Genomic DNA, 26273 nt, shown 5'->3' on the forward strand with positions numbered 1-26273 from the left:
AGGCGGCGGGCCGATGGGCGGGTCAGAGACGTTCGGGTGTCCTGATGCCGAGCAGCGTCATTCCGCGGTGCAGCGTGCGGGCCGTGAGGTCGACCAGGAACAGGCGGTTCTCCGTCTGCTCCGGGGTGTCGGCCTTCAGCACCGGGCACTGGTCGTAGAACGTCGTCAGCAGCGAGGCCAGCTGGTAGAGGTACGCCGCCAGCTTGTGCGGCTCGTAGGCGGCGGCCACCTCCAGCACCGTCTCCGCGAACTGGTCCAGGTGCAGGCCCAACGCCCGCTCGGCCGGGGCCAGTTCCAGCTCCGGGTGGGCCGTCGGGCGGGCCTCGCCGGCCTTGCGGAGGATCGACTGGACACGGGCGTAGGCGTACTGGAGGTAGACGGACGTGTCGCCGTTCAGCGAGACCATCTGGTCCAGGTCGAACTTGTAGTCCCGCACGGCGGACGTGGACAGGTCCGCGTACTTGACCGCGCCGATGCCCACGTACCGGCCGTTCTCGACGATCTCCTGCTCGGTCAGGCCCACCTTCTCGGCCTTCTCCCGCACCACGGCGGTCGCCCGCTGGACCGCCTCGTCGAGGAGGTCCTCCAGCTTCACCGTCTCGCCCTCACGGGTCTTGAACGGCTTGCCGTCCTTGCCGAGGACCGTGCCGAAGGCCAACTGCACCGCCGACACGTCGTCGTTCAGCCAGCCGGCCCGCCGGGCGGTCTCGAAGACCATCCGGAAGTGCAGGGCCTGCCGGGCGTCGACGACGTACAGGAGGGTGTTCGCCTTCAGGTTGAAGACGCGGTCGCGGATCGCCGAGAGGTCGGTGGCCGCGTAGCCGTAGCCGCCGTCCGACTTCTGCACGATCAGCGGGACCGGGTTGCCGTCGGGGCCCTTGACGTCCTCGAAGAAGACGCAGAGGGCGCCCTCGGAGCGGACGGCGACACCCGACTCCTCCAGGAGGCGGCAGGTCTCGGCGAGCATGTCGTTGTAACCCGACTCGCCGACGATGTCCGCGTCCCGGACCTCCATGTCCAGCTTCTCGAAGACGGAGAAGAAGTAGATCTTCGACTCGTCGACGAACTTCTGCCAGGTCGCGAGGGTGTGCGGGTCACCGGCCTGGAGGTCGACGACCCGGCGCCGGGCCCTGGTCTTGAACTCCTCGTCGGAGTCGAAGAGCCTGCGCGCGGCCTTGTAGAGGCGGTCGAGGTTCGACATCGCCTCCTCGCCGGTCACCCGGGCGGCCTTGTGGTCCAGCTCGTGCGGGTGCTCGTCCAGGTACTGGATGAGCATGCCGAACTGGGTGCCCCAGTCGCCGATGTGGTGCCGTCGTACGACCGTTTCCCCGGTGAACTCCAGCAGCCGCACCGACGCGTCGCCGATCACCGCGGACCGCAGGTGGCCGACGTGCATCTCCTTCGCCACGTTGGGCTGGGCGTAGTCGATGACGGTGGTGCCCGGGTTCGCGGCGTACGGCACACCGAGGCGGCCGGACTCGTCCGCGTACCGCGCGGCCAGGGTCTCGGTGATCGCCTTGTCCGTGAGCGTGATGTTCAGGAAGCCGGGGCCGGAGACCTCGATGTCCTTGATCACGTCACCGGTGACGACGGCGGTCACGACCTGCGTCGCCAGCTCCCGCGGGTTCGCCTTCGCCTTCTTGGCCAGGGCCAGGATCCCGTTGGCCTGGTAGTCGGCCCGGTCGCTTCGTCGCAGCAGCGGGTCCGCGCCGGCGGCCTCGGGCAGGGTGGCCGAGAGGGCGGACGCGAGGTGCTGCTGGACGAAATCGCTGAGGGACGTGACCGAGGCCATGGAGTGGGTGCCGTTCTCCTCGTGGAATGGATAGACCCAGCCAGTATCCCATGGGAGGTAAAGGGGTTTTCCCGGCCGCCGTGCGGTCTGGGAGAATGAGGTGTCACCCCGTTCAGAAAGAAGGACGTGCCGATCGTGGCTCAGAGCACCGAGACCGCCGACTGGGTCTCCCGTTTCGCGGATGACGTCATCGAGGAGTCGGAGCGCCGAGCCCCGGGCAAACCCGTCGTCGTCGCGTCCGGACTCTCCCCCTCCGGACCCATCCACCTGGGCAACCTCCGCGAGGTGATGACCCCGCACCTGGTCGCCGACGAGGTCCGCCGGCGCGGCCGTCAGGTACGCCACCTCATCTCCTGGGACGACTACGACCGCTACCGCAAGGTGCCGGCCGGTGTCGCCGGGGTCGACGAGTCCTGGGCCGAGCACATCGGCAAGCCGCTGACCTCCGTGCCCGCGCCCAAGGGGTCGTCGTACCCGAACTGGGCCGAGCACTTCAAGGCCGCGATGGTCGAGTCGCTGGCCGAACTCGGCGTGGAGTTCGACGGGATCAGCCAGACCGCGCAGTACACCTCCGGGGTGTACCGCGAGCAGGTCCTGCACGCGATGAAGCACCGCGGTGACATCGACGCGATCCTCGCCCAGTACCGGACCAAGCCGAAGAGCGGCGGCAAGAAGCCCCAGCAGAAGGCCGTGGACGAGGCCGAACTGGAGGCCGAGGAGGGCTCGGGCGCGGCCGCCGAGGACGACGGCTCCTCCGGCTCGGCCGGGTACTTCCCGTACAAGCCGTACTGCGGCGGGTGCGGCAAGGACCTCACCACGGTCACCTCCTACGACGACGACAGCACCGAGCTGTCGTACACCTGCACGGCCTGCGGCTTCGCCGAGACCGTCCGGCTGAGCGAGTTCAACCGCGGCAAGCTGGTCTGGAAGGTCGACTGGCCGATGCGGTGGGCGTACGAGGGCGTCGTCTTCGAGCCCTCCGGTGTCGACCACTCGTCCCCGGGGTCCTCGTTCCAGGTGGGCGGCCAGATCGTCGGGATCTTCGGGGGCAAGCAGCCGATCGGGCCCATGTACGCCTTCGTGGGCATCAGCGGCATGGCGAAGATGTCGTCCTCGCGGGGCGGTGTGCCCACCCCGGCCGACGCCCTGAAGATCATGGAGCCCCAGATCCTGCGCTGGCTCTACGCCCGCCGCAGGCCCAACCAGTCCTTCAAGATCGCCTTCGACCAGGAGATCCAGCGGCTCTACGACGAGTGGGACAAGCTCGTCGGCAAGGTCGCCGACGGCTCCGCCCTGCCGGCCGACGTCGCCGCCCACTCCCGTGCCGTCGGCACCGCCGCCGGTGAACTGCCGAAGACACCCCACCCGCTGCCGTACCGCACGCTGGCCTCCGTCGCCGACGTCACCGCCGGGCACCAGGACCAGGCGCTGCGCATCCTCAGCGAGCTGGACCCGGCCAACCCGATCGGTTCGCTGGACGAGGCCCGGCCCCGCTACGACCGGGCCGAGGCCTGGATCAACACCCAGGTGCCCGCCGACCAGCGCACCATCGTCCGCGACGAGCCCGACGCCGAGCTGCTGAAGTCGCTCGACGAGGCGTCCCAGCACTCGCTGCGGCTGCTGCTCGACGGGCTCGCCGAGCACTGGTCGCTCGACGGGCTGACCCACCTCGTCTACGGCGTGCCCAAGGTGCAGGCCGGGTTCCCGGCCGACGCCACGCCCAAGGAGCTTCCGGCGGAGATCAAGACGGCCCAGCGGTCGTTCTTCGCGCTGCTCTACCACCTGCTCGTCGGCCGGGACACCGGGCCGCGGCTGCCCACGCTGCTGCTGGCGGTGGGACAGGAGCGGGTGCGGGCCCTGCTCGGGGAGTAGTCGACGGGAAGGCGCCCGGTGCCGAGAGGCACCGGGCGCCTTCCCGTGCGCCGCTTCCGCCGGTTCGCCGCGTGCGTCGTGTTCGCCGCGTGCTCCGGTCGGCTAGGCGATGTGGTCCTCCTCCAGTTCCGCGTTGAAGCGGTTGGTGAAGGTGCTGACCATGCGCTTGGCGTCCGGGTCGGGAAGGCTGATGCCGAACTCGGCCTTCACGTTGTCGCCGAACTGGCCGGGGGTCGGGTAACTGCCGTTTATCGACTGGCGGAAGACCTGGTAGAAGGCCTCCTCGTCGGGTTCGGTGCCGCCGCCCTCGCCCAGTTCGCGGGTGCGGTTGGGACCCACCGGGATCGGGAAGCTGCCGGTGTCCTCGTACTGTTCCTCGGGCTCGTACTGAGGCTCGTACTGAGGCTCGTACTGAGGGTCGTACTGCGGGTCGTACTGCGGGTCGTAGGTGGGGTCGTAGCCGCCCTGGTACGGGACCTGCTGAGGGGGCGGTGCCTGGAACCACGGGCTCTCGTCCGGGCCCTGTGCCTCGTCCGCCTGCCGGGGGCCGGCGTCGGGGCGCTGATCGCCCGGGGGCGCGGCCCGCTGCGGCTCGGGCGCCTCCTCGGGGTCACCGGCGACCGCGGCGGCTTCCGCGGCCGACAGCTGGGGCTGGGGCTTGGGCTGCGGCGCCGGGGGCAGCAGCGCCGGCTCTATGCCCGCCGCCGCCAGCCCCGCCGGGGCCGTCTCCGCCAGCGGCACCCCGTACCTCGCCAGCCTCAAGGGCATCAGGGACTCCACCGGGGCCTTGCGGCGCCAGGCGCGGCCGAAGCGGGCGTGGAGGCGGGCCTGGTAGACGAGACGTTCCTGCTCCAGCCTGATGACCTGGTCGTAGGAGCGCAGCTCCCACAGCTTCATGCGCCGCCACAGGAGGAACGTGGGCACCGGGGAGAGCAGCCAGCGGGTGAGGCGGACGCCCTCCATGTGCTTGTCGGCGGTGATGTCGGCGATGCGGCCGATGGCGTGCCGGGCCGCCTCGACGGCGACCACGAACAGGATCGGGATCACCGCGTGCATCCCCACCCCGAGCGGGTCCGGCCAGGCGGCGGCTCCGTTGAAGGCGATCGTCGCCGCCGTCAGCAGCCATGCGGTCTGGCGCAGCAGCGGGAAGGGGATGCGGATCCAGGTCAGCAGCAGGTCCAGGGCGAGGAGCACGCAGATGCCCGCGTCGATGCCCACCGGGAACACATAGGAGAAGTTCCCGAAGCCCTTCTTGATGGCCAGCTCACGGACGGCCGCGTACGAACCGGCGAAGCCGATGCCGGCGATGATCATGGCGCCGGTCACGACCACGCCGATGAGAACGCGGTGCATCCGAGTCAGCTGCAGTGGCGCGGCCACTCGTACTCCCCTCCCATTGCGTGTTGTTGCGCGCAACAGAGTGGCACACGTGTGCGGCGAACGTGGTGTCGGTGGGTGGGCCGGACGGTCGGGCCCACCGTCGGCTCAGGGCCGGCCCGTAGGGTCAGCTCTTCGAAGAGGCCGACGCCGAGGGCGACTTGGCGGCCGGCTTCGGGGACGTGCTGCCCGACGGGGACGCCGACGCGGCCGGGGACTTGGACGCGGACTGCGACGGGGCGGTGGTCGCCGAGCCGCCGCCGTTGGCCGACGAGACCGCCCCCACCACCTCCTTGGCCGCCTTCTCCGCCGCCTTCGTCAGGTCGTCCGCGTTCGGGGTCTGCTCGCCCGCGAGACCGGCGCCGTTGTAGTCGAGGGTGACCACGACGTTCTCGACGCGGGCCACGACCGTCTGCTGCTTGAAGTCGCCTTCCTTCTTCTTCAGGTCGTAGCGCACGGCCGTCGCCTCGTCGCCCGCCCCGGTGACCGGCTCGGAGGTGGAGTTCTTCGCGCCGCTCACCGCCTGGGCGTCCTTGACCTGCTGCGTGTAGTACGCGTGCGCCTGCTGGTCGCCCGCGCCGCGGCCGGCGTCGGAGTCGAAACGGAGGAGGGAGACGTTGAGCCAGCGGAACTGCGAGCCCTTGACCCCGTTGTTGGCCAGGCTGCTCCAGGAGCAGCTGGCACGGGAGGCGGTGTCGTCCGACGAGCCCTTCTTGCCCGACGTGACGCCCTGCGGCACCAGATCGGTCAGCGTGCCCTTCGACAGCACCCCGCACGGCTCGGGAAGCTTCTGGTACGCCGCCGCCTGCACGGAGGGGGAGGACCCGGCCTCCGGCACCGAACTGCCGCCGCCGCTCGCTCGCGTCTCGGTGCCGGGGCCGGCGCTCTTGCCCTTGCCGGAGTCCGAGGAGCAGCCGGCGGCGATCAGCACCACGGGGACGGCGGCCGCGGCGACAAGAACGCGGCTCAGGCGCTTGGCACGCAGGTCACGGAGGGCACGGTCGTCTCGCTGGTCTGCTCGCTGCATGGTTCCTTCACTCATGACGCTCGGTGTTCGTGCGGGTTCCTGCGGGCCCACCGTACGCGGTGAAGGAGCTGTGCTGTTTTGGTTCGCGGTCTTCGCGTGCGCGGGAGGACGGGGCGGAAGGGACCGTCAGCCGTTGAGCGCGTCGGCCAGTCGGGCCGCCAGATTCCGCGCCCTGTCCTGCATTTCCTTGCTGTCGGGGACGGTTCCGGTGGCCATCGGCTGCTCCTCGTACTCGATGGTCACCAGGACGTTGGACGTGCGGAACACCACAGTCACGGTGCGCGGTTCGGCCGCCGAACCGGAGCCGCCGAGCTGGTCGTCGATGTACGCCTCGTCACCGAGGTCGGTGAGGGCACGCGGCTGGAGGTCGGCCGGGGTGCCCGTGGGGGAGGCCGACGCGGACGCGCTCGGGTCACCGCTCGCGGCGGGCGTGGCCGGCGCGGTGGATGCCGCCGCCGCGGAGGGACCGGAGGGGCTGGAGGAGGACGAGGGGCCGGCCGGGGTCGACGGGGAGGCCGTGGTGGTGCTGGGTGCGGGGAGGTCGGCGGCCGTCTCCCTCTCCGCGAAGAGCTGCTGCGCCTGGCTGTCGTCGCTGACCGCGTTGTCGTACGACACCACGCGCTCGAAGTCGACCATCAGGCGGTCGGTCGCGCCGGGGGACTCGACCTTCCAGTGGCAGCCCACCTTGCGGTCGGTGTCGTAGGTCAGCTCCGCCTCGCCCTCGTAGGCCTTCTCGCGCTGGTCGGGGTCGGCGATCTGCTTGATGCCGGGCAGGAGGGAGTCGAGGGAGTCGTGGCCGACGGCGCCGCAGGGTTCGGGCAGGGTGCGGTACTTGCCGGGTTGGGCGGCCGCGGTCACCGTGCCGGCGTCGCCCGGGTTGGCGTTGTCGGTCGGGGTGCCGGTGCCCTTGCCGCTCGTGCAGCCGGCGAGCAGCGCCGCGAGGAGGGCGGCGGTGCCGGGTACATACGCCTTCCGCAGCACGGTCAGGCTCCTCTCGACGGTGTCCGTTCGACCGGTCATCCAGTGTCCCCGCTGGTTATTCGCTTGCCGCAGCGGGGCGCCCCCTGGAGACAATGTGTATCGCACGCACTGCGGTGGACGCCGGTCCCCTGTCCCTTTTCACTGACCTTGGCGCCGCTTTTGCGTTTTGCTGTTTCTAAGACTTTTGTTGTGTTGTACGGGGGAATGAGGAAGACATGTCGTACGTGGAGATGCCGGGCGCGAAGGTTCCGATCCGGATGTGGACCGACCCCGCGACGGTCGAGGACGTGGCCCTGCAGCAGCTCCGCAACGTCGCCACCCTGCCGTGGATCAAGGGGCTGGCGGTCATGCCGGACGTGCACTACGGCAAGGGTGCGACGGTCGGCTCGGTCATCGCGATGCGGGGGGCCGTCTGCCCGGCCGCGGTCGGGGTGGACATCGGCTGCGGGATGTCGGCGGTGAAGACGTCACTGACGGCGAACGACCTGCCGGGGGACCTGTCGCGGCTGCGCTCGAAGGTCGAGGAGGCCATTCCGGTGGGGCGGGGGATGCATGACGATCCCGTCGAGCCGGGACTGTTCCACGGGCTGGCCACCGCCGGATGGGACGAGTTCTGGGGGCGGTTCGACGGTGTGGCCGAGGCGGTCAGGTTCCGTCACGATCGCGCGGAAAAGCAGATGGGAACCCTGGGCTCGGGAAACCACTTCGTCGAGATCTGCCTGGATTCGGCCGGTTCGCTGTGGCTCATGCTGCACTCCGGATCCCGGAACATCGGCAAGGAACTCGCCGACCACCACATCGGCGTGGCCCAGAGCCTCCCGCACAACCAGGGCCTGATCGACCGCGACCTCGCCGTCTTCGTGGCGGACACCCCGCAGATGGCGGCCTACCGCAACGATCTGTTCTGGGCGCAGGAGTACGCCAAGTACAACCGCACGATCATGATGGCGCTCCTGAAGGACGTGATCCGCAAGGAGTTCAGGAAGGCGAAGCCGGCCTTCGAGCCGGAGATCTCCTGCCACCACAACTACGTGAGCGAGGAGCGGTACGAGGGCATGGACCTGCTCGTGACCCGCAAGGGCGCGATCCGCGCGGGTTCCGGTGAGTACGGGATCATTCCCGGCTCGATGGGCACCGGGTCGTACATCGTGAAGGGCCTCGGCAACGCGAAGTCCTTCAACTCGGCCTCGCACGGCGCCGGCCGGCGCATGAGCCGCAACGCGGCCAAGCGCCGCTTCTCGACGAAGGACCTGGAGGAGCAGACGCGGGGCGTCGAGTGCCGCAAGGACTCCGGTGTCGTCGACGAGATCCCCGGGGCCTACAAGCCGATCGAGCAGGTCATCGACCAGCAGCGGGACCTCGTGGAGGTCGTCGCGAAGCTGAAGCAGGTCGTCTGCGTGAAGGGCTGAGGGGTCCCGGGTCACCGCGCGAAGGGCTGATGGCCATGGGTCAGTTCAGCCGCTTCTCCAGCAACGTCACCGCGTACGGGCTGCCCGTGCCGCCGTCCTCGACCGGTCGTTCGCCGACCACCCGGTAGCCCGCCGACTCGTAGTAGGCGCGCAGACGGGGGTTGGCGGCGAGGCAGTCGAGGCGGGCGTAGGGGCGGCCCGTCGCGGCGATGCGGGACTCCGCTTCCCGCAGCATGCGGCGGCCCGTTCCGGGCGGGGCCGTGTGCGGGGTCGTCATCAGGCGGTGGATGTAGCCGGCGTCCGGGGGGCGGGGGCCCCGGTCCCAGTCGGGGGTGCCCTCGCTCAGTCCGCCCAGTGAGCCGGCGCGGTAGAGGCGGCCGGGGCGGACGCGCAGGCGGCCGTCCTGCGTCGGATAGCCGCCCAGGTCACGGAAGTTGCGCAGGCGGGAGAACGGTATGTGTCGGTCCACCCGGGTGAGTCTGCCTTGTTCGTGGCCGGTGCATCACCGGTGTTCCCGGTGCACCTTGGTGTTGGAGGCCTGGGCGCGCGGGCGGACGACCAGGAGGTCGACGTTGACGTGGCTGGGGCGGGTCACCGTCCAGACGATCGTGTCGGCCACGTCGTCGGCGGTGAGGGGCTCGGCGACGCCCTCGTAGACCTTCGCGGCCTTCTCCGCGTCGCCGCCGAAGCGGGTCAGGGCGAACTCGTCGGTCCGGACCATGCCGGGCGCGATCTCGATGACCCGGACCGGCTTGCCGACGATCTCCAGGCGCAGGGTCTCGGCGAGGACGTGGGCGCCGTGCTTGGCGGCGACGTAGCCCGCGCCGCCCTCGTAGGTGCCGTGGCCCGCCGTGGAGGAGACGACCACCACCGTGCCGTCGCCGCTCGCCTCCAGCCGGGGCAGGAGGGCCTGGGTGAGGTTGAGGGTGCCGATGACGTTCGTCTCGTACATCGTGCGCCAGTCGTCCGGGTCGCCGCTGGCCACCGGGTCGGCGCCGAGGGCGCCGCCGGCGTTGTTGACCAGGACGCCGATGGTCTGGAACGCCGTCGCGAACTCGTCCACGGCCGCGCGGTCGGTCACGTCCAGGGGGTAGGCCACGGCGGAGTGGCCGGCCGCGGTGATCTCCTCGGCGAGCGCCTCGACACGGTCCTTGCGGCGGGCGGTGAGGACGACGCGGTAGCCGGCGGCGGCGAGGCGGCGGGCCGTGGCGGCACCGATTCCGCTGCTCGCACCGGTGACCACGGCGATGCGGGACGCTGCGGACGGGGCGGGGGCCATGGGTGCTCCTCGGGCGTGGCGTGCGTGCGTACGGTTTCGGCGTCCAGGGTAGGTGACCGGGCCGGTGGGGCCGGTGCCGGTGCGGTGCCCCGGAGCGGCGTGCTTCCGGGCGCAAGCCGCGCGGGCGCCCTCATGACCCGCCACGCGGAGACCACATGATCACCGCCATTCCCGCCAGACAGATCAGTGCCCCCGTGATGTCCCAGCGGTCCGGGCGGTAGCCGTCGGCGACGGCGCCCCACAGGAGGGAGCCCGCGACGAAGACACCGCCGTACGCGGCGAGGATGCGGCCGAAGTGGGCGTCCGGCTGGAACGTGGCGACGAAGCCGTACGCGCCGAGGGCGAGGACGCCGCCGGCCGCCCACAGCCAGCCCCGGTGCTCCCGTACGCCCTGCCAGACCAGCCAGGCGCCGCCGATCTCGAACAGCGCGGCGACGACGAACAGGGCGGCGGAGCGGAGGATGAGCATGCGGGCAGCTTCGCACGGGCGGGTCCGCGCGCCTTCGGGGGCCGTCTCGCGCGCCTTCGGCCCGCCGCCGCTGCCCGTCGTACGATCTGCGCACCACGGGGACGACGGACCAGCGGGAGCGAGGGAGCACGGATGGCGGGGAGCACAGGGGGCGGGGCCGGGCGGGCCCGGCTGCTCGCGGAACTGTCCACCGTCTCCCGCCGGTACATGGCGTCGTACGCCCTGTTCAACCAGGCCGTCGCCGACCGCCTCGGGCTGCACCCCACCGATCTGCAGTGCCTGAACCTGCTCACCCTGGAGGCGGAGCCGGTGACGACGGGGCGGGTAGCGGAGCTGACGGGGCTGACGACCGGGTCGGCGACCCGGCTGGTGGACCGGCTGGAGCGGGCCGGGTACGTCGAGCGGCGGCGGGACGCGGCCGACCGGCGCCGGGTGCTCGTGGCGACCGTGCCGGAGCGCATCGCCGAGTTCGGGAGGCTGTGGGAGGGACTGGCCGGTGACTGGTCCACGCTCTTCGACGACCTGGACGACACCGAACTCGCCACCGTGGTCGGGCACATGAGACGGACTGTCGAGTTCACCGGCCGACAGGTCGCGCGCCTGAGGGACCGGCCCCGGAACACCCCCTAGCAGCCCCTTACTCATGGTGCTGCTCCTGCGGTGCCTTGCGGGGCAGCAGGGGGACGAGCGCCAGACACAGGGCGACGGCCGCCATGACCACGATGAGGCTCGTGTTCATGGCGTGGGTCTCGCCGTGGCGGGCCGTGTGGAAGTACACCGCGGTGACGGCGGCGGCGCCGAGGGCGTTGGCGAGTTGCTGGACCGCGTTGAGGATGCCGAAGCCCTGCGGGACGACGAGCGCGCCGCAGGCGCCCTGTGCCGGCCGGGCGACGACGAGGACGGCGGGGTCCGGGGCGAGCCCGCAGGCCAGTGACGCGGCGAGGAATCCGGCGAGTCCGGCGAGGAAGAGGCGCCGGCGCCCGTACTTGTCGCCGAGCCGTCCGCCGGGGACGAGCAGCACGCCGAGCGCGAGGGTGTAGGAGGCGCCGAGCCACTGGACGAGGCCGGGTCCGCCGCCGAGGTCGTGGGTGATGGTCGGGGCGGCGATGTTGGTGATGGTCGAGTCGAGGAGGTCGAGGACGTCGGCCGCGAGGACGACGCCGAGGATCGCCCAGCGGGCGCGGGCGGAAGGTGCCGCAGGTTTGCCTACGTCATGCAGTATCTGTGTCACGCAGATAAATGTCCCGGCGACGCCGTGCCGGGTCAAGGGGAATACCGCCGGACCGGCTTCCGTTGGAGGGGTATAGTTGAACGGTCAACAACTTGGAGGTTGAGCGACCATGCAGTTCGGGATCTTCAGCGTCGGCGACGTCACTCCGGACCCGACCACGGGCCGTACGCCGACCGAGCGCGAGCGCATCAAGGCCATGGTCGCCATCGCGCTGAAGGCCGAGGAGGTCGGGCTCGACGTCTTCGCGACCGGCGAGCACCACAACCCGCCGTTCGTGCCGTCCTCACCGACGACGATGCTCGGCTACGTAGCCGCGCGGACGGAGAAGCTGATCCTCTCCACCTCCACCACCCTGATCACCACCAACGACCCGGTGAAGATCGCCGAGGACTTCGCGATGCTCCAGCACCTGGCCGACGGCCGGGTGGACCTGATGATGGGCCGCGGCAACACCGGACCGGTGTATCCGTGGTTCGGCCAGGACATCCGCGAGGGCATCAATCTCGCCATCGAGAACTACGCCCTGCTGCGCCGGCTGTGGCGCGAGGACGTGGTGAACTGGGAGGGCAAGTTCCGTACGCCGCTGCAGGGCTTCACCTCGACGCCCCGTCCGCTGGACGGCGTACCGCCGTTCGTCTGGCACGGCTCGATCCGCTCGCCCGAGATCGCCGAGCAGGCCGCGTACTACGGCGACGGCTTCTTCCACAACAACATCTTCTGGCCGGCCGACCACACCAAGCGGATGGTCGAGCTGTACCGGAGCCGGTACGCCCACTACGGGCACGGCACGCCCGAGCAGGCGATCGTGGGCCTCGGCGGCCAGGTGTTCATGCGGCGCAACTCGCAGGACGCGGTGCGCGAGTTCCGCCCGTACTTCGACGTCGCGCCGGTGTACGGCCACGGGCCCTCGCTGGAGGAGTTCACCGAGCAGACCCCGCTGACCGTCGGCTCCCCGCAGCAGGTGATCGAGAAGACGCTGGCCTTCCGGGAGTACGCCGGTGACTACCAGCGCCAGCTGTTCCTGCTGGACCATGCCGGGCTGCCGCTGAAGACGGTGCTGGAGCAGCTCGACCTGCTGGGCGAGGAGGTCGTACCCGTGCTGCGCGCGGAGTTCGCGAAGGGGCGCCCGGACGGTGTACCGGAGGCGCCGACCCACGCGTCCCTGCTGGCCACGGCCGAGAAGAAGGAGGCCGCCGTATGAAACTCGTCGTCGTCTCGGCGGGGCTGAGCGTCCCGTCGTCCACCCGGCTGCTGGGCGACCGGCTGGCCGCCGCGGCCGGCCGGCCCGCCCCGGGCGGGGCCGGGGCGCAGGCCGAGGTCGTGGAACTGCGCGACCTCGCCGTGGAGATCGCGCACAACTTCACCAACGGGTTCCCCGGGCGCGCGCTGTCCGCCGCGATCGACTCGGTCAAGGCGGCCGACGGGCTGATCGTCGTCACGCCCGTGTTCTCGGCGTCGTACAGCGGGCTGTTCAAGTCGTTCTTCGACGTGCTGAGCGCGGGTGACGAGGACGCCCTGGCGGGAAAGCCGGTCCTGATCGCGGCGACCGGGGGCACGGCCCGGCACTCGCTGGTGCTGGAGCACGCCCTGCGCCCGCTCTTCGCCCACCTGCGGGCCGTGATCGTGCCCACGGGGGTGTACGCGGCCTCCGAGGACTGGGGCGCCCAGGGGCTGGCCGAGCGGATCGAGCGGGCCGCGGGGGAACTGGCGGCGCTGATGAAGGCACTGCCGGGGACGGTCCTGCCGGCGACGGCCCGCACCCCCGCCGCGGCCTCGGACGAGCTGACCGTCGTGCCGTTCGAGGCACAGCTGGCGGCGCTGCGCGGCTGACCCGGACGGGTGGCGCGGGGCGGCCCGAGCAGGGGCCGACCGCAGACGGTGAGAAGACGGTAGGGCCCCGTTCCCGGTTGCCTGTGTGACGGTGAGAGGCAGGTAAAAAGGGTGATCGTAGGTCCACTCGTCCCGGCCGAACCAGCGCAGGCATTGGCAGACTGGGGGCGTGCCCCAGACTGTGCTGCTCGCCGAAGACGACCGCGCCATCCGTCATGCCCTGGAGCGGGCCCTGAGCCTGGAGGGCTACGCGGTGACCGCGGTCGCCGACGGCGTGGAGGCGCTGGCGCAGGCCCACAAGACGCCGCCGGACATCCTGCTGCTGGACGTGATGATGCCCGGCATCGACGGGCTCCAGGTGTGCCGGGTGCTGCGGGCCGAGGGTGACCGCACGCCGATCCTGATGCTGACCGCCCTGGTGGAGACCGCCGACCGGATCGCCGGCCTGGACGCGGGCGCCGACGACTACGTCGTCAAGCCCTTCGACGTCGAGGAGGTCTTCGCCCGGCTGCGCGCCCTGCTGCGCCGCACCAGCCCGGTCACCGCGGGCGCCCCCGGCGGCGGGGGCGGGGGCGGCGCCGAGCCGGGCAAGGGGGAGCCGCAGATCTCCGACCGCCAGGTGGAGGCCGCCGGGCTGCGCATGGACCTGCAGGCCCGCCGGGCCTGGCGCGGCGAACGCGAGCTGGAACTGACCCGCACCGAGTTCGAGCTGCTGGAACTGCTGGTCCGCAACGCCGGGATCGTCCTCGACCACTCCACCATCTACGACCGCATCTGGGGCTACGACTTCGGCCCCGGCTCCAAGAACCTCGCCGTCTACGTCGGCTACCTGCGCCGCAAGCTCGACGAGCCCGGCGCCCCGCAGCTGATCCACACCGTCCGAGGCGTGGGTTACGTGCTGCGGGAGGACTGAGTGGGCCGTCTCGGGCGGCTGCTGGCCCGGCGCCGGCCCAAGCTGGTGTCGCTGCGCACCACCTTCGCGGTGTCCTTCGCCGCCGTCACCGCCGCCGTCACGATCCTCGTCGGCATCCTGTCGTACAGCGCCGCCGCACGCCTGGTCCGGGTCGACCAGCAGTCGGTGTTCACGCAGGTGGTGCAGGACGTGCAGAGCGAGGTGCGGCAGCACGAGATGGTGCCGGACGACTTCTCCTCCTCCCGCCCCGGCCATGACCTGGTACGGCCCGCCCGCACCGACGTCCAGGTGCTCGGCGCGCAGGGCGAGATCACCGACCACGGCAGCCCGGTGCTGCCCGTCACCGCCCGGGACCGGGCCACCGCGCGCGCCCGGAAGGCCGGGAAGCTGGTCGAGCACAAGGACGTACCGGTCGGCGGCGACCTCTTCCGCATCGCCACCGTGGCGCTCGGCGGGGGGCGGGGCGCGGTGCAGGTGGCACAGGAGTTCAGCGACACCGAGGACCTGCTGCGGACGCTCCAGCGGCGGACCCTCGCGCTGATGTCGGCGGTGGTGGTGGCGGCCGGGCTGTTCGGCTGGTGGCTGGCCCGCCGGATCACCCGGCGCCTGGTGGTCCTGACCTCGGCCGCCGAGGACGTCGCCCGTACCCGGCGGCTGGGCATCGAGGTGCCCGTCGCCGGCCTCGACGAGGTGGGCCGGCTGGGCCGCGCCTTCGACCGGATGCTGGGCCGCCTCGCCCAGTCGGAGGAGGACCAGCGGCGCCTGGTCCAGGACGCCGGCCACGAACTGCGCACTCCGCTGACCTCGCTGCGGACGAACATCTCGCTGCTGCGCCGGATCGACGAGCTGCCGCCCGCCACCCGCGAGGAACTCGTCGCCGACCTCGGCCAGGAGGCGCGCGAGCTGACCGACCTGGTCAACGAGCTGGTCGACCTGGCCGCCGGGCAGTCCGACACCGAGCCCCCGCAGCGCGTCGACCTCGCCGACATCGCGGAGGAGGTGGTGGGCCTGGCCCGCCGCCGTACCGGACGGGACATCGTCCTCAGGACGAGCGGCAACACGGCCACCGAGGGCCGCCCGGGCATGCTCCAGCGGGCCGTCTCCAACCTGGTCGAGAACGCCGCCAAGTTCGACCGGGGCGGCAGGGGGCCCATCGAGGTCAACGTCACCGGCCCGGCCCGGTCGGGCACGGTCCGCGTCGAGGTCCTCGACCGGGGCCCCGGCATCGCCGACGGCGACCTGATCCGCATCTTCGACCGCTTCTACCGCGCCGCCGACGCCCGTTCCCTGCCCGGCTCCGGCCTCGGCCTGTCCATCGTGCGCGAGGTGGCCATGGCGCACGGCGGCGCCCCGTTCGCCTTCCGCCGCGAAGGCGGCGGCGCGGTGATCGGCTTCACGGTCGGCGGGGACGGCACGGCCCGAACGGGAGGCTGAGCCCGAAACACGCCCCGAGGCCTCACCGGACCGGCGTGGAGCCGGCGGGTGAGGCCTCGGGGCGTGTCATGGGGTGGGTCAGGGGGGCGGGGGAGCCGAACGGCCCGCCAGCAGCGTCGGCAGGGTGAGGAAGCCCTCTGCCCGGGCGCTCGCCAGCCCGATGCGCGGTATGTCGCTGCTCTTCGCGAAGAGCAGGAAGCGCGGCTCCCACACCGGGCGGTACTTCGCGTTCGCCCGGTACAGGGACTCGATCTGCCACCAGCGGGAGAAGAAGGTCAGGACCGAGCGCCACAGGCGCAGGACGGGGCCGGCGCCGAGCCGGGAACCGCGTTCGAAGACCGAGCGGAACATCGCGAAGTTGAGGGAGACCCGGCGGATGCCCAGGTCCTTGGCCTGCAGCAGGAGTTCCACGACCATGTACTCCATCAGGCCGTTCTCGCAGTCCCGGTCCCGGCGCATCAGGTCCAGGGAGAGACCGTGCTCGCCCCACGGGACGAAGCTCAGCAGGGCGCGCGGCACGTCCTCCGCGTCCCGGCACTCCAGCATCACGCAGCGGCCGTCCGCCGGGTCGCCGAGGCGGCCCAGGGCCATCGAGAAACCGCGTTCGGTGGTCCCGTCGCGCCAGTGGTCGGCACGGTCGATGAGCAGGGCCATCTCGTCCGCGGGGATGTCCTCGTGGCGGCGGATGCGGACCGTGTAACCGGCCCGGCGGACCCGGTTGTGGGCCTGGCGGACCACGCGCATCGCGCGGCCGTCCAGGGTGAAGTCGCCGATGTCCACGATCGCCTCGTCGCCCAGTTCCAGGGCGTCCAGACCGTGCCGGGCGTACACCGTGCCGGCCTCCTCGCTGGCGCCCATCACGGCGGGCGTCCACGCGTGCCGGCGGGCCTCGGCGAGCCAGGCGTCGATGGCGCCGGGCCAGGCCTCCGGGTCGCCGATCGGGTCGCCTGAGGCGAGGCTCACGGCGCCGATGACACGGTAGGTGATGGCCGCCTTGCCGCTCGGCGAGAAGATGACGCCCTTGTCGCGGCGCAGGGCGAAGTAGCCGAGGGAGTCCCGGGCGCCGTGCTTGTCCAGCAGGGCACGCAGCCGCTCCTCGTCATCGGCGCTCAGCAGCCGACGGCCGCGCGGGGAGCGGAAGCAGGCGTACAGGACGAGGCAGAAGGCCGCCGCGAGCGCGATGTTGAGGAGGATGTCGACCCAGCGGGGCGCGTGCACGGCGTCGACGTGGTCGGCGAGCGGGCCGACGCTGATGCCGCGCAGCAGGGTGTAGGCGATCTCGTCGGGCAGGGTGGCGCCGGGCAGCTTGTTGGTGGCGTCCACCAGCAGGGTGCCGAGGCCGCCGGCGACCACGACGCCGCCGGCGCCGACGGCCAGCGCGAGCTTGGGGTTGGACGGGTCGCCGACGGCGTTGAACTCACGCCGGCCGATCAGCAGCGCGGCCACGAAGAGGCCGGTCAGTCCGGCGGAGACCCAGTTGAAGAGGTGCGTGCGGTACTCGTGCTGGGTGAGGGCGAGGACGTAGAGCGCGAAGAGCGGGCCGGCGAGCAGCAGGTTGGCCACCCAGGCGGCCCGCTTCCGGCGCCGCATCACCAGCGCGAAGAAGATCGCCAGGGCGGCGGAGACCAGACCGGCGGTGGCCAGGTACGGGGTGAAGAACTGGCCGGAGTGGTGCGCGTAGCGCGGGTGGAGGGTGATCCGGCCGGTGTTGTGCTCGTTGACCTCTTGGCGGAACGGCAACGACACGACCGCGACCACGTTGAGCACGGCGATCAGCCGCAGGTACCAGACGGTGGTGGCGGCGGCCCTGGTCCGGAGCCGGCCGCCGCGGGCCGAGGGGGTGCGCTGCGAGGCGCGCTGAGCGGGGACCTGGGCGGAGGTCTGGGCCGACTGCTGTGGGGGCATGGTGACTGGTCACCTTGGGGACGGAGCGGGAGGTACAGGACAGTGCAGCACCCTACAGTCTGTAGGGTAAACGTAAGGGAAGGACGGGCGGATCGTGCCTTGTCGGGGAGCCGGAATCAAGGGGCTCGCAGGACGGGGCGCGCGCAGGGGTACGTGCCGTACCCGTGTACGGCCGACACCCTTGCTAGTCGCTAGACGTCGCTCCGGCCGTCGCGGTTGCTCTGGCCTCGCCCCGGCGTGCCGCCGCCAGTAGCCACGCCAGGTTACCCACCGCCGCGCCGGCCGCCACCGCGGCGACGATCACACCGCCCGTGGCCAGGCCGTCGCTGAACAGGTGCGGGCGCCGGTCCAGGCTGTGCAGCCCGAAGCCGCACAGCTCGTACACGCCGACGGCGGCGATGGCCAGGCTCACGACCAGCAGGGTCAGGGTGGGGGCCAGAGTGCGCGCGCACGGCACCCTCGGTAGCGGCACCTCCTGGGTGTCCGGGTCCTGCATGTGTCCCCCCGATGAACCGACGTGAGTCCTCTGGCGGTTGGGAACCTACAGTACGTAGGGTCGATCGTCCGCCACCCCGAGAACCTCGGGCGGTGCGGACATGGCCTGAGCGCGGACCTGGAGGACGTCACCGGACTCGTCGGCGCCGAGGACGTACAGCCTGGTGGGCGGGACTGCGGGCGGTACTGCGAGCGGGGGCGGTCGATGACGGCCGGGGGCGTGAAAACGGTGGTTCGGGGCGCCTCGGCGGCCGCCCGGTCGGTGAGATCGGTCTCGCCGGTGCGACGGCCGCGGCCCTCGGCGTCCCCGTCATGGCCCTCACGGGTGACGGCGCGGCCTGCGCCGAGATGACGGCCGTGTCGCCCGAGGCGCCGGGCCGGGCCGCCGTGCTTCCGGCGACGACAGGGATGTGACGCAGGTCATGCCTCCAACCGTCGGGGCGGCCGGATGGACGCCCCGGCCGTGGGAACCGGCGTGGGGACCGATCCCGCGTCCAACCGGGCGAAGGCCCTCAGCCGGGCAGCGCAAGCGGGCGGTGCGCGAGGTGCCGCCGCTCGCCGAGGGTGATGGTGTGGCACCTGCACCCCCGGGCGGCGGCCCGGCCGGCCCGGTCCCGCAGTGGAGGAGAAGACCATCGTGAGTTCCCCCGTGGGCGCCCCTGAGGGCGTGATCCCCGGCCACCTGCTCAAGGGCCAGAAGGCGCTGGTCACCGGTGCCAACTCGGGTATCGGCAGGGCGACGGCCATCGCCCTGGGCCAGGCCGGCGCGGACGTGGTCGTGAACTACGTGGCCGGCCGCGACGAGGCCGAGAAGGTGGTCGAGGAGATCACCGCCCTCGGGGTGCGGGCGGCGGCCTACGAGGCGGACGTCTCCGAGGAGGACCAGGTCGTCGCGATGACGGAGCGGATGGTCGAGGAGTTCGGCACGATCGACATCCTGGTCGCCAACGCCGGACTGCAGCGGGACGCCGCCTTCACCGAGATGACGCTCGCCCAGTGGCGCAAGGTCCTGGACGTCAACCTCACCGGACAGTTCCTGTGCGCCCGCGAGGCGACGAAGGAGTTCCTGCGGCGCGGGGTCGTCCCCGAGGTGTCGAGCGCCGCCGGGAAGATCATCTGCATGAGTTCGGTCCACCAGATCATCCCGTGGGCGGGGCACGTCAACTACGCCGCTTCCAAGGGCGGCATCCAGATGATGATGGAGACGCTGGCCCAGGAACTCGCCCCGAAGAGGATCCGCGTCAACGCGATCGCCCCGGGAGCCGTCAAGACCCCCATCAACCGCGACGCCTGGGACACCCCCGATGCCGAGAAGGACCTCCTGCGGCTGATCCCCTACGGGCGCGTCGGCGACCCCCGGGACATCGCCCACGCGGCTGTCGGTCTCGCCTCCGACCTCATGGACTACGTCGTGGGCACGACCCTCTACGTGGACGGCGGGATGACCCTCTTCCCGGGCTTCGCCACCGGCGGCTGAGTCCGGTCCTCACAGGTGGACGGCTCTCGGGGCGGGCTGCCGTCCGTCGAGGGCCGCGTTCAGGGTGAGGGCGCCGTCGATGAGCGCGAGGTGGGTGAACGCCTGCGGGAAGTTGCCCAGTTGGCGGCCCGTCAGGTCGATCTCCTCCGAGTACAGGCCCAGGTGGTTGGCGTACCCCATCATCTTCTCGAACACCAGCCGCGCCTTGTCGGTCCGGCCCGCGCGCGCCAGGGCGTCGACGTACATGAACGTGCACAGCGAGAACGTGCCCTCCGAGCCGCGCAGGCCGTCCGGTGACGCCTCCGGGTTGTAGCGGTAGACCAGGCTGTCGCTGACCAGTTCCTCCTCCATGGCGTCGAGCGTCGACGCCCACATCGGGTCGCCGGGGGTGAGGAACCCGACCGTCGCCATGCGCAGCAGCGAGGAGTCCAGTACGTCACTGCCGTAGTGCTGGACGAAGGCCTGCCGCCCCTCGCTCCACCCCTTGGCCATGACCTGCTCGTAGACGGTGTCCCGGGCGCCGTGCCAGCGCGCGGCCCCGGACGGCCAGCCGTTCGACTCGGCCAGGCGCAGCGCGCGGTCGAACGCCACCCACGACATCACCCGGCCGTAGGTGAAGTCCTGCCGGCCGCCGCGGGTCTCCCACAGGCCCTCCTCGGTCTGGTCCCAGTGGTCGGTCAGCCAGTCCAGGTTCGTCAGCAGGGCGGTCCAGCCCCGGTGTCCGACCTGGATGCCGTGCCGGTGCGCGAAGTAGATGCTGTCCAGTGCCTCGCCGTAGATGTCCAGCTGGAGCTGGGTGGCCGCGCCGTTGCCGATCCGCACCGGCGCGGAGGCCGCGTAGCCCTCCCAGTGGTCGAGGATCTGCTCGTCCAGGTCGGAGGAGCCGTCGACCTTGTACATGACGTTCAGCGGCCCCGAGTCGCCGCCGCGGCCGGCCCGCTCCCTGACCCGGTCGCTCAGCCACCGGATGAACGCCCAGGCCTCGTCGGTGAAGCCCAGCCCCAGCAGGGCGTACACGGAGAAGGCGGCGTCCCGGATCCAGGTGAACCGGTAGTCCCAGTTGCGCTCGCCGCCCAGCTGTTCCGGCAGCGCCGCCGTCGGGGCGGCGACCACGGCACCGCTGGGGGCGAAGGTCATCAGTTTCAGCGTGATCGCCGAGCGCTCCACCACCTCCCGCCAGCGCCCCGTGTAGCGCGACCGGCGCAGCCAGGAGCGCCAGAACTCCACGGTGTCGTCGAACAGCCGCTGGTGTTCCGCGCGGCGGACCTCCGCGGGCGGCCCCTCGGCCCCCGTCTCCAGGACCAGCCCGCGCTGCTGGCCGGCCCGCAGGGCCATCGAGAAGTGCAGGTCGGCGTCCCGATCCGTGAGCACGTCCAGCAGCCGCTCGTCCTCCGGTTCGCGGACCGGGTGCACGGTGAGTTCCATGCCGTCCGCCGCCGCGAAGACCGCGCCGTGCCGGGTGATGTGCAGCCGGTGCGGCCGGCGCCCGTAGTCGAACCGGGGGGCGATCTCGACCTCGAACGTCATGGTGCCGCGCACACAGCGGATCAGCCGGACCAGCCGGTGGCGCGGTGTGACCGTCGTACCGGTGACGGGCATGAAGTCGAGCACCTCACCCGCGCCCGCCTCGGTCATGAAGCGGGTCACCAGGATCGCCGTGTCCGGAAGGTAGAGCTGCTTGGTCGCGTACGTCGCGTGCGCCGGGCGGACCGTGCAGTGACCGCCCTTGTCCTTGTCCAGGAGCGCGCCGAACACGCTGGGCGAGTCGAACCGCGGGGAGCAGAACCAGTCGACCGTCCCGTCCGTGGTCACCAGCGCCGCGGTCTGCAGATCGCCCAGGAGGCCGTGGTTCTCGATCAGGGGATAGTCGTCCACGGGGCCGCCCTTCCGCCCGGTTGTGCCCCCCGATCAGCGTAGACCGGGCACCGTCCCTTCGGCGCGCCGAGCCGGCCGCGGGGGCGGGGGCAGGGGTGCTAGGACGCTGTGGCTCTGCGGCGTTGTGCGAAACATCGGCGCACTGCTGGACTTCTCCTCTCCGTTGCTGGGCGGCCTCCCTACTACGCGTTCGGCAACGTCCGCCCCCGCCATCTACTTGTAGTTGCAACTCATCAGCAGAAATCTGTACGTCGCGTCTGAAAACAGCCGCTCGCCGAGCAGTAAGGCCCGCGTACCAGGTGTCGGCCTCAGGCCACGGGTTCGGACTGCGGAGGCACCAGCGCAGCCTCTCCGGGGGGCCGGGTCCCCGCCTCTCGGACGCCCGTCCGACGGGTGGTTCCCCGGCACAGTTGTCCGAGATACCGGTAGAAGCGGTCCGGGAGGAACACGGCGTCCGCGACGATCATCGCGCCGGAGAAGAGCGGCAGGCCCAGGAACACCGCGATACCCATGTGCATGCCCAGCAGCATCGTCAGGACGGGGTACTTGAGCCTGCCGAACAGGACGAACGGAAAGGCCACCTGCAACAGCACCGTCAGGTAGCAGGCGACGGCGATCAGTACCTCGTGTTCGTCCGCCATGGCGGAGAGCCCGGGCCAGGGCTTGAACAGGTCGAGATTCAGGGCGTAATGGAGGGCGGTGCCGTTGCCCCAGGAGGCGCCCTGCACCTTGTACAGGCCCGCGGACCCGTAGAGGAAGCAGACCTGGGCGGCGATGACGAGCATGCCGCAGTTGTGCAGCACGGTGATCACTGTCAGGCGCGCGTCACGGAGGTGGCGTCGCAACTCGCCGGATGCCTGGTCCAGCGGAAGCCGGACTGTTTTGCCGGCGGATGCTCGCAGCCGGGCCCTGCGCGCGTCCAGGGACCAGCGTCGGCCGCATGCGGTGACGACGAGGTAGAGGGCCATGAGGAGGATGAGGTTGTCCCCTCCGTCCGTCATGAAGATCGCCCTGGCGTGGAACGAGCTCACCACGACCGCGAAGAGCGCGGACACCGCTCTGGTCCGCCAGCCCAGCATGAACAGTGCGGAGATGACGATGGCTGCCGCGTAGCAGACCTCGAAGTAGGCCCGGCCGTCGGACAGGGTGAGGATGCTGGCCCACCCGGTCTGGTCGAAGAGCTGCCTGGCCAGTGTCGGCGTCCACGGTGAGCCGGGACCCCAGATCTCGTCGCGGTGAGGAAACTCGCGCAGCAGGAAGGCGAAGTAGAGGAACCCGTACCCGATGCGCAGAACCGCCGCAGCGTACAGGGAGATCGGCTGTTCCAGCAGGAGGGCGAGGAGCGTGGCGATACGGCCCGGCATGCGCTGCGGCGTGTGCGTGCTCGCCCGTTCGGTGCCGTGTCCGGGTCGCGTCGGCGTGGTTGCCGGGGCCGGCGTCTGCTCAGCCTGTTGCATGGCGGGCCACCTTCCACCAGGGCAGGTAACGGGTGTCGGCGGGCCGTGGTGCGGCCGTGCCGGGACCGGGGCCGCCCGCTGCGGGCGGCGCGGCGATGGGCAGGGTGATCACCCGCAGCTGGATGGCCTCGAATGCGCCGTGGCGATTCGAGGCGAGGCGATCCGCTGCGATGTTGCGCAGGTATTGCTGGATCATCAGAGCGCGTTGCGAGCGCGGATGGTCGTCACCGCCGTGTGTTTCGAGGTAGGAAGTCCAGGCCCGGCGCAGCATGTTCTGTGCTGTGTGGCTCGGGAAGGGGTCGTGTTCCACTGCGGCCGTGTCGACGGCGGTCAGGTCGGTCCAGCCGCTGACTTCGGCGGTGCCGTCCGAGGCGGTGTGCATGGTCCTCGCCGAGATCTGCCGGTTGACCGACTCCGGGTCCGGGGCGAAGAGCCGCCAGTTCTGCTCGAACAAAGGGAAGATCCAGGCGTTGACCTGCCGGCTGTACTGCCGGGAGATGGGATTCGGCGGTGCCACCTGCAGGAATACCAGGAGCACATGTGCCAGGGCCGCTGCCAGGCACAGGACCACGGCGACTTGTACTCCGGCCGTCAGGGCGACGGGCGGCTTTGAAGGCACTGCGAACGCAGTCGGCACCCCGCCCCTCTTCTGTGTGGTTGGCCCAGCGCCGACCTGGTCCGACTCGTCTGCATCTGCGGATGCAACGCCACCCCGCACGGCCCCACCCGGTCCTTCCGTCCCGACTTCTCTCACCTGGTTCTCCTGAGCTTCCGCCGACGGCGTGCGGCGCGGAATCGATGACGATCCGCGCCGCACGCCACCCGTCCTACTCGCTCACGTGAGTGGCTGCCTGCGAGCAGTCACCCCGCTGGAGTGGGCCGCGCATGCTAGGCGGGGTCACAGCCGTAGCTGTCGTCCTGGCCGGGCTTGTCGCCGTACCCGTTGCCGGGCTTGTCGCCGTACCCGTTGCCGTACTCGTCGCCATACCCGTTGTGTTCGGGCTTGCAGCCATGGCCGTTCCCACCGGTGGTGCCTCCGGTGGTGCCGGCGGTGGTGCCTCCGGTGGTGCCTCCGGTGGTTCCGGCGGTGGTGGAGCCGGTGGTGCCTCCGGTGGTGCCGGCGGTGGTGGAGCCGGTGGTTCCGGCGGTGGTGGAGCCGGTGGTTCCGGCCGTTGTGGCACCGGTAGTGCCGGCGGTGGTGGAGCCGGTGGTGCCGGCGGTTGTGGCACCGGTAGTGCCGGCGGTGGTGGAGCCGGTGGTGCCGGCGGTGGTGGAGCCGGTGGTTCCGGCGGTGGTGGAGCCGGTGGTTCCGGCCGTTGTGGCACCGGTGGTGCCGGCGGTGGTGGAGCCGGTGGTTCCGGCCGTTGTGGCACCGGTGGTGCCGGCGGTGGTGGAGCCGGTGGTTCCGGCGGTCGTGGCACCGGTGGTGCCGGCCGTCGTGGTGCCACCCGTGGTGCCAGTCGCGCACTGCGGCCGAGTGATCGTGTTGGTGTCCAGCGTCACGGCACCGTTACGGGCCAGCGCCCGTCCCTCGATGGTCGCGCTCGTGGTGGCGGTGATCGAGGTCATGGCCAGGATGTTGCCCACGAAGGCGGTGCTGGTGCCGAGGGTGGCCGAACTGCCGATCTTCCAGAACACGTTGCACGGCGAGGCGCCGTTGATGAGGGATACGCGGCTGCTGGACGCCGTCGTCAGGCCCGAACCGATCTGGAACACCCAGACGGCGTTGGGGTTCCCCTGGGCATCCAGGGTGAGGGTGCCGGTGAGTCCGAGAGTGGAGGAGGCGGTGTAGACGCCCGGAACAAGCGTCAGGCCACCGGCGTCCGGGGGAAGCGCCCCGTCGGAGGGCTGTCCGGCGGCGTCGTTGTACGCCGTGATCAGGTCGGTCTGGGCGTCCTGCGCCACAGTGTCCGCAGAGTGCTGGGTCCCGTTGACCACGGCGGGTGGCCCGTATCCGCTGATGGAGGTGCCCGGAGACACTCCGACATCTCCGGTGATCACCGAGGGGCCGGTGTTGGTGGTTGCCGAACCGGCCAGTACCGCGAAGCTGTCCGCCCTGCCCAGGTCTACAAAGGTGGCGAGGGCACTTGCCTGTGTCGGCGTCACGGCGACTACGACAGCGGAGATCACCACGGCAAGTACCGCCGCGGTCCATACCGACAAAGTGCGCCGAGCGGGCGTCACAGGGATATTGAGCGTCATCGAAGGGCCAACTCCTGTGAGGGGATGGAGACGTTTTGGCGATTCCCGGTCGCGCAGAATCACCTGAATCTGTCGATGGCATATTACTGAGGGGCGTGCGGGAATCGCGGTTCATGCGAGTGATTTCGCATAACCTGGCGAGCCGATCACAGGTGCTCGAAGGATTATTAATGGGCCGAATGGTCGTCCCTGCTCGGTTGGGACGGGTCACATGGTGACGTCACTGCCCAGGTCATCCCGGGCGGCAATGAAAATCACCGACCCGTATACCCTGAGTCGACACCGCCTCCGTTCGACACCCGAAATCTCACCGGCGTGTTGAGTGGACGAGCAAATCCGCGATTCTCTCCGGAGTATTAGTCGTATCAAACGACGGAGCGGACGGCGTACCGCGACAAGCTCACGAAGGCTTTGCGTGCGACCGAGGAAGGCAAACGAATCCCGCACGTCACCCGGAGGATTTGCCCACAGCCTGCACCTGTTTCCCGGGGCATTCGGTGCACGGAGGCGCCGAGGAGGAGAAGCGCGGCTGACGGGATGATCAGGCCGTGTCCGAGCGGCACCCTCCTCGTGGCTGTCGTGCCGGGACTCATCGGCGCGACGGCGCGGGGCCCGGCCATCTGCCGATCACCGGCACCGTGCTCATCGTGCTCCTCCTGGCCGACCTGACCCTGGCCGCCGTGCGGTTGCCCGGGCCTCCCGTGCGCGCATCCTCCGCTGACCGCGGCGGCGGACGCCCAGGGCCTGGTGTCCCGCTCAGCCCGTCGCTCCGCATCGGTCCGTCGGACGTCGGCGAGGAGTACCGTGGTGATTACCGAGAGCATTTCGAACACCGGCTTCCACGCCGGGTCGTTCTCGGCGATTCACAACAACCGGGCCGGCCGTGACCGGCCCGGGGTTGGGCCCGCATTATGACCGCGACCATTCTGTCGACGCCCGCGGTCGAGGAGCGGACCTCTTCTCCGGTGCCCCTCCGGCTCGTGCCGACAGCCACCGAGGCCGCCTCGGCCCTGATCGACGGTGCCTGGCGCCCCGCTTCCCGCGACCTGACGGCGGAGCTTCCGGGCGGGCGACTCGACTCATGCGGTGGTCCCCGACGTGATGCTGGAGACACGGCCGGTCCTCAGGTCGTCACGGCCTTCGGTGCCCGGTCCCGGTGAATCGCGCTCCTCGCGACGGGCCACGAGCACATCACAGAGTGCTCGCTCCCCTTGGCGTCACGTGCTCCGCCGACCCATTTTCAGGACC

The 26273-nt window shown here is 71.0% G+C and carries 22 protein-coding genes and 1 pseudogene; 9 read left to right on the top strand and 14 right to left on the bottom strand.

Translation table 11 applies throughout. The features are described 5' to 3' along the window. Positions 1-22: 22 nt before the first annotated feature. Entirely contained in the window at positions 23-1792 is a 1770-nt protein-coding gene (argS, locus tag ACFYMM_RS39600) for an arginine--tRNA ligase (RefSeq protein ID WP_388396420.1), read from the bottom strand. A gap of 126 nt (positions 1793-1918) precedes the next feature. Between argS and lysS the strand changes: the two genes are divergently transcribed. After that, complete coding sequence (lysS, locus tag ACFYMM_RS39605; RefSeq protein ID WP_388396423.1) at positions 1919-3664, top strand: lysine--tRNA ligase; 1746 nt, start codon at positions 1919-1921, stop codon at positions 3662-3664. Between the two features lie 102 nt (positions 3665-3766). On the opposite strand, the gene ACFYMM_RS39610 is transcribed toward lysS, so the two are convergent. From ACFYMM_RS39610 to ACFYMM_RS39620, 3 genes are all read right to left on the bottom strand, one after another. Next, positions 3767-5044 (bottom strand): DUF2637 domain-containing protein, encoded by a 1278-nt coding sequence (locus ACFYMM_RS39610; RefSeq protein ID WP_388396426.1) that lies wholly within the window; start codon positions 5042-5044, stop codon positions 3767-3769. A 124-nt stretch (positions 5045-5168) separates the two neighbouring features. Then, positions 5169-6068 carry a DUF3558 domain-containing protein gene (locus ACFYMM_RS39615; protein WP_388396429.1) on the bottom strand — a complete coding sequence of 300 codons (900 nt, stop codon included), beginning with the start codon at positions 6066-6068 and terminating at the stop codon, positions 5169-5171. Positions 6069-6194: 126 nt separating this feature from the next. After that, positions 6195-7049 (bottom strand): DUF3558 domain-containing protein, encoded by an 855-nt coding sequence (locus tag ACFYMM_RS39620; protein WP_388396468.1) that lies wholly within the window; start codon positions 7047-7049, stop codon positions 6195-6197. 215 nt (positions 7050-7264) lie between these two features. On the opposite strand from ACFYMM_RS39620, the gene ACFYMM_RS39625 reads away from it, so the two are divergent. After that, positions 7265-8458 carry an RtcB family protein gene (locus tag ACFYMM_RS39625; RefSeq protein ID WP_388396431.1) on the top strand — a complete coding sequence of 398 codons (1194 nt, stop codon included), beginning with the start codon at positions 7265-7267 and terminating at the stop codon, positions 8456-8458. Between the two features lie 40 nt (positions 8459-8498). On the opposite strand, the gene ACFYMM_RS39630 is transcribed toward ACFYMM_RS39625, so the two are convergent. The 3 genes from ACFYMM_RS39630 to ACFYMM_RS39640 form a co-directional block, all read right to left on the bottom strand. Continuing rightward, positions 8499-8927, bottom strand: a complete 429-nt coding sequence (locus tag ACFYMM_RS39630; protein WP_388396433.1) for a tyrosine-protein phosphatase — start codon at positions 8925-8927, stop codon at positions 8499-8501. Positions 8928-8960: 33 nt separating this feature from the next. Then, positions 8961-9737, bottom strand: coding sequence for an SDR family NAD(P)-dependent oxidoreductase (locus tag ACFYMM_RS39635; RefSeq protein WP_388396436.1), 777 nt, complete (start codon positions 9735-9737; stop codon positions 8961-8963). A 130-nt stretch (positions 9738-9867) separates the two neighbouring features. After that, complete coding sequence (locus ACFYMM_RS39640) at positions 9868-10206, bottom strand: YnfA family protein (protein ID WP_388396438.1); 339 nt, start codon at positions 10204-10206, stop codon at positions 9868-9870. Between the two features lie 132 nt (positions 10207-10338). Here ACFYMM_RS39640 and ACFYMM_RS39645 point away from each other — a divergent pair, with 132 nt between their 5' ends. Further along, positions 10339-10836, top strand: a complete 498-nt coding sequence (locus tag ACFYMM_RS39645; RefSeq protein ID WP_388396441.1) for a MarR family winged helix-turn-helix transcriptional regulator — start codon at positions 10339-10341, stop codon at positions 10834-10836. A gap of 7 nt (positions 10837-10843) precedes the next feature. On the opposite strand, the gene ACFYMM_RS39650 is transcribed toward ACFYMM_RS39645, so the two are convergent. Next, entirely contained in the window at positions 10844-11437 is a 594-nt protein-coding gene (locus ACFYMM_RS39650) for an MFS transporter (RefSeq protein ID WP_388396444.1), read from the bottom strand. 109 nt (positions 11438-11546) lie between these two features. Between ACFYMM_RS39650 and ACFYMM_RS39655 the strand changes: the two genes are divergently transcribed. The 4 genes from ACFYMM_RS39655 to ACFYMM_RS39670 all read left to right on the top strand — a co-directional run bounded on the left by ACFYMM_RS39655 (position 11547) and on the right by ACFYMM_RS39670 (position 15614). Continuing rightward, positions 11547-12638 carry an LLM class flavin-dependent oxidoreductase gene (locus ACFYMM_RS39655; protein WP_388396446.1) on the top strand — a complete coding sequence of 364 codons (1092 nt, stop codon included), beginning with the start codon at positions 11547-11549 and terminating at the stop codon, positions 12636-12638. Beyond that, positions 12635-13267, top strand: a complete 633-nt coding sequence (locus ACFYMM_RS39660) for a CE1759 family FMN reductase (RefSeq protein ID WP_388396449.1) — start codon at positions 12635-12637, stop codon at positions 13265-13267. The genes ACFYMM_RS39655 and ACFYMM_RS39660 overlap by 4 nt, the downstream gene beginning before the upstream one ends. Before the next feature lie 181 nt (positions 13268-13448). Next, the gene (locus ACFYMM_RS39665) at positions 13449-14180 is read left to right on the top strand and encodes a response regulator transcription factor (protein ID WP_388396470.1); all 732 of its coding nucleotides are present in this window, start codon (positions 13449-13451) and stop codon (positions 14178-14180) included. Continuing rightward, a complete protein-coding gene (locus ACFYMM_RS39670; protein WP_388396452.1) occupies positions 14181-15614 on the top strand; it encodes an ATP-binding protein in 1434 nt (477 codons plus the stop codon). Positions 15615-15692: 78 nt separating this feature from the next. Here the strand turns inward: ACFYMM_RS39670 and ACFYMM_RS39675 are convergent, their stop codons facing one another. Together ACFYMM_RS39675 and ACFYMM_RS39680 are read right to left on the bottom strand one after the other, a co-directional pair. Beyond that, positions 15693-17519: a phosphatidylglycerol lysyltransferase domain-containing protein gene (locus ACFYMM_RS39675; protein ID WP_388396454.1), complete on the bottom strand. Its 1827-nt coding sequence runs from the start codon at positions 17517-17519 to the stop codon at positions 15693-15695. 184 nt (positions 17520-17703) lie between these two features. Beyond that, entirely contained in the window at positions 17704-18015 is a 312-nt protein-coding gene (locus ACFYMM_RS39680) for a hypothetical protein (RefSeq protein WP_388396456.1), read from the bottom strand. A gap of 11 nt (positions 18016-18026) precedes the next feature. Here ACFYMM_RS39680 and ACFYMM_RS39685 point away from each other — a divergent pair. Together ACFYMM_RS39685 and ACFYMM_RS39690 are read left to right on the top strand one after the other, a co-directional pair. Then, a pseudogene (locus ACFYMM_RS39685) lies at positions 18027-18326 on the top strand (hypothetical protein); the annotation flags it as partial. A 325-nt stretch (positions 18327-18651) separates the two neighbouring features. After that, positions 18652-19491 (top strand): SDR family oxidoreductase, encoded by an 840-nt coding sequence (locus ACFYMM_RS39690; protein ID WP_388396457.1) that lies wholly within the window; start codon positions 18652-18654, stop codon positions 19489-19491. Positions 19492-19500: 9 nt separating this feature from the next. On the opposite strand, the gene ACFYMM_RS39695 is transcribed toward ACFYMM_RS39690, so the two are convergent. The 4 genes from ACFYMM_RS39695 to ACFYMM_RS39710 form a co-directional block, all read right to left on the bottom strand. Beyond that, positions 19501-21366: a glycoside hydrolase family 15 protein gene (locus tag ACFYMM_RS39695; protein ID WP_388396460.1), complete on the bottom strand. Its 1866-nt coding sequence runs from the start codon at positions 21364-21366 to the stop codon at positions 19501-19503. 308 nt (positions 21367-21674) lie between these two features. After that, a complete protein-coding gene (locus ACFYMM_RS39700; protein ID WP_388396473.1) occupies positions 21675-22730 on the bottom strand; it encodes an HTTM domain-containing protein in 1056 nt (351 codons plus the stop codon). A 79-nt stretch (positions 22731-22809) separates the two neighbouring features. Then, entirely contained in the window at positions 22810-23361 is a 552-nt protein-coding gene (locus tag ACFYMM_RS39705) for a DUF5819 family protein (protein ID WP_388396462.1), read from the bottom strand. A 350-nt stretch (positions 23362-23711) separates the two neighbouring features. Beyond that, positions 23712-24929 (bottom strand): ice-binding family protein, encoded by a 1218-nt coding sequence (locus ACFYMM_RS39710; protein WP_388396465.1) that lies wholly within the window; start codon positions 24927-24929, stop codon positions 23712-23714. Positions 24930-26273: the final 1344 nt, after the last annotated feature.

The organism is Streptomyces sp. NPDC006739 (assembly GCF_042869815.1).
Taxonomy (GTDB): Bacteria; Actinomycetota; Actinomycetes; order Streptomycetales; family Streptomycetaceae; genus Streptomyces.

Coding starts and splice junctions, on each gene's coding strand:
- ACFYMM_RS39635 (WP_388396436.1), bottom strand. CDS start 9,737: ATGGCCCCCGCCCCGTCCGCAGCGTCCCGCATCGCCGTGGTCACCGGT.
- ACFYMM_RS39655 (WP_388396446.1), top strand. CDS start 11,547: ATGCAGTTCGGGATCTTCAGCGTCGGCGACGTCACTCCGGACCCGACC.
- ACFYMM_RS39615 (WP_388396429.1), bottom strand. CDS start 6,068: ATGCAGCGAGCAGACCAGCGAGACGACCGTGCCCTCCGTGACCTGCGT.
- ACFYMM_RS39660 (WP_388396449.1), top strand. CDS start 12,635: ATGAAACTCGTCGTCGTCTCGGCGGGGCTGAGCGTCCCGTCGTCCACC.
- ACFYMM_RS39680 (WP_388396456.1), bottom strand. CDS start 18,015: ATGCAGGACCCGGACACCCAGGAGGTGCCGCTACCGAGGGTGCCGTGC.
- ACFYMM_RS39640 (WP_388396438.1), bottom strand. CDS start 10,206: ATGCTCATCCTCCGCTCCGCCGCCCTGTTCGTCGTCGCCGCGCTGTTC.
- ACFYMM_RS39700 (WP_388396473.1), bottom strand. CDS start 22,730: ATGCCGGGCCGTATCGCCACGCTCCTCGCCCTCCTGCTGGAACAGCCG.
- ACFYMM_RS39675 (WP_388396454.1), bottom strand. CDS start 17,519: ATGCCCCCACAGCAGTCGGCCCAGACCTCCGCCCAGGTCCCCGCTCAG.
- ACFYMM_RS39645 (WP_388396441.1), top strand. CDS start 10,339: ATGGCGGGGAGCACAGGGGGCGGGGCCGGGCGGGCCCGGCTGCTCGCG.
- ACFYMM_RS39625 (WP_388396431.1), top strand. CDS start 7,265: ATGTCGTACGTGGAGATGCCGGGCGCGAAGGTTCCGATCCGGATGTGG.
- argS (WP_388396420.1), bottom strand. CDS start 1,792: ATGGCCTCGGTCACGTCCCTCAGCGATTTCGTCCAGCAGCACCTCGCG.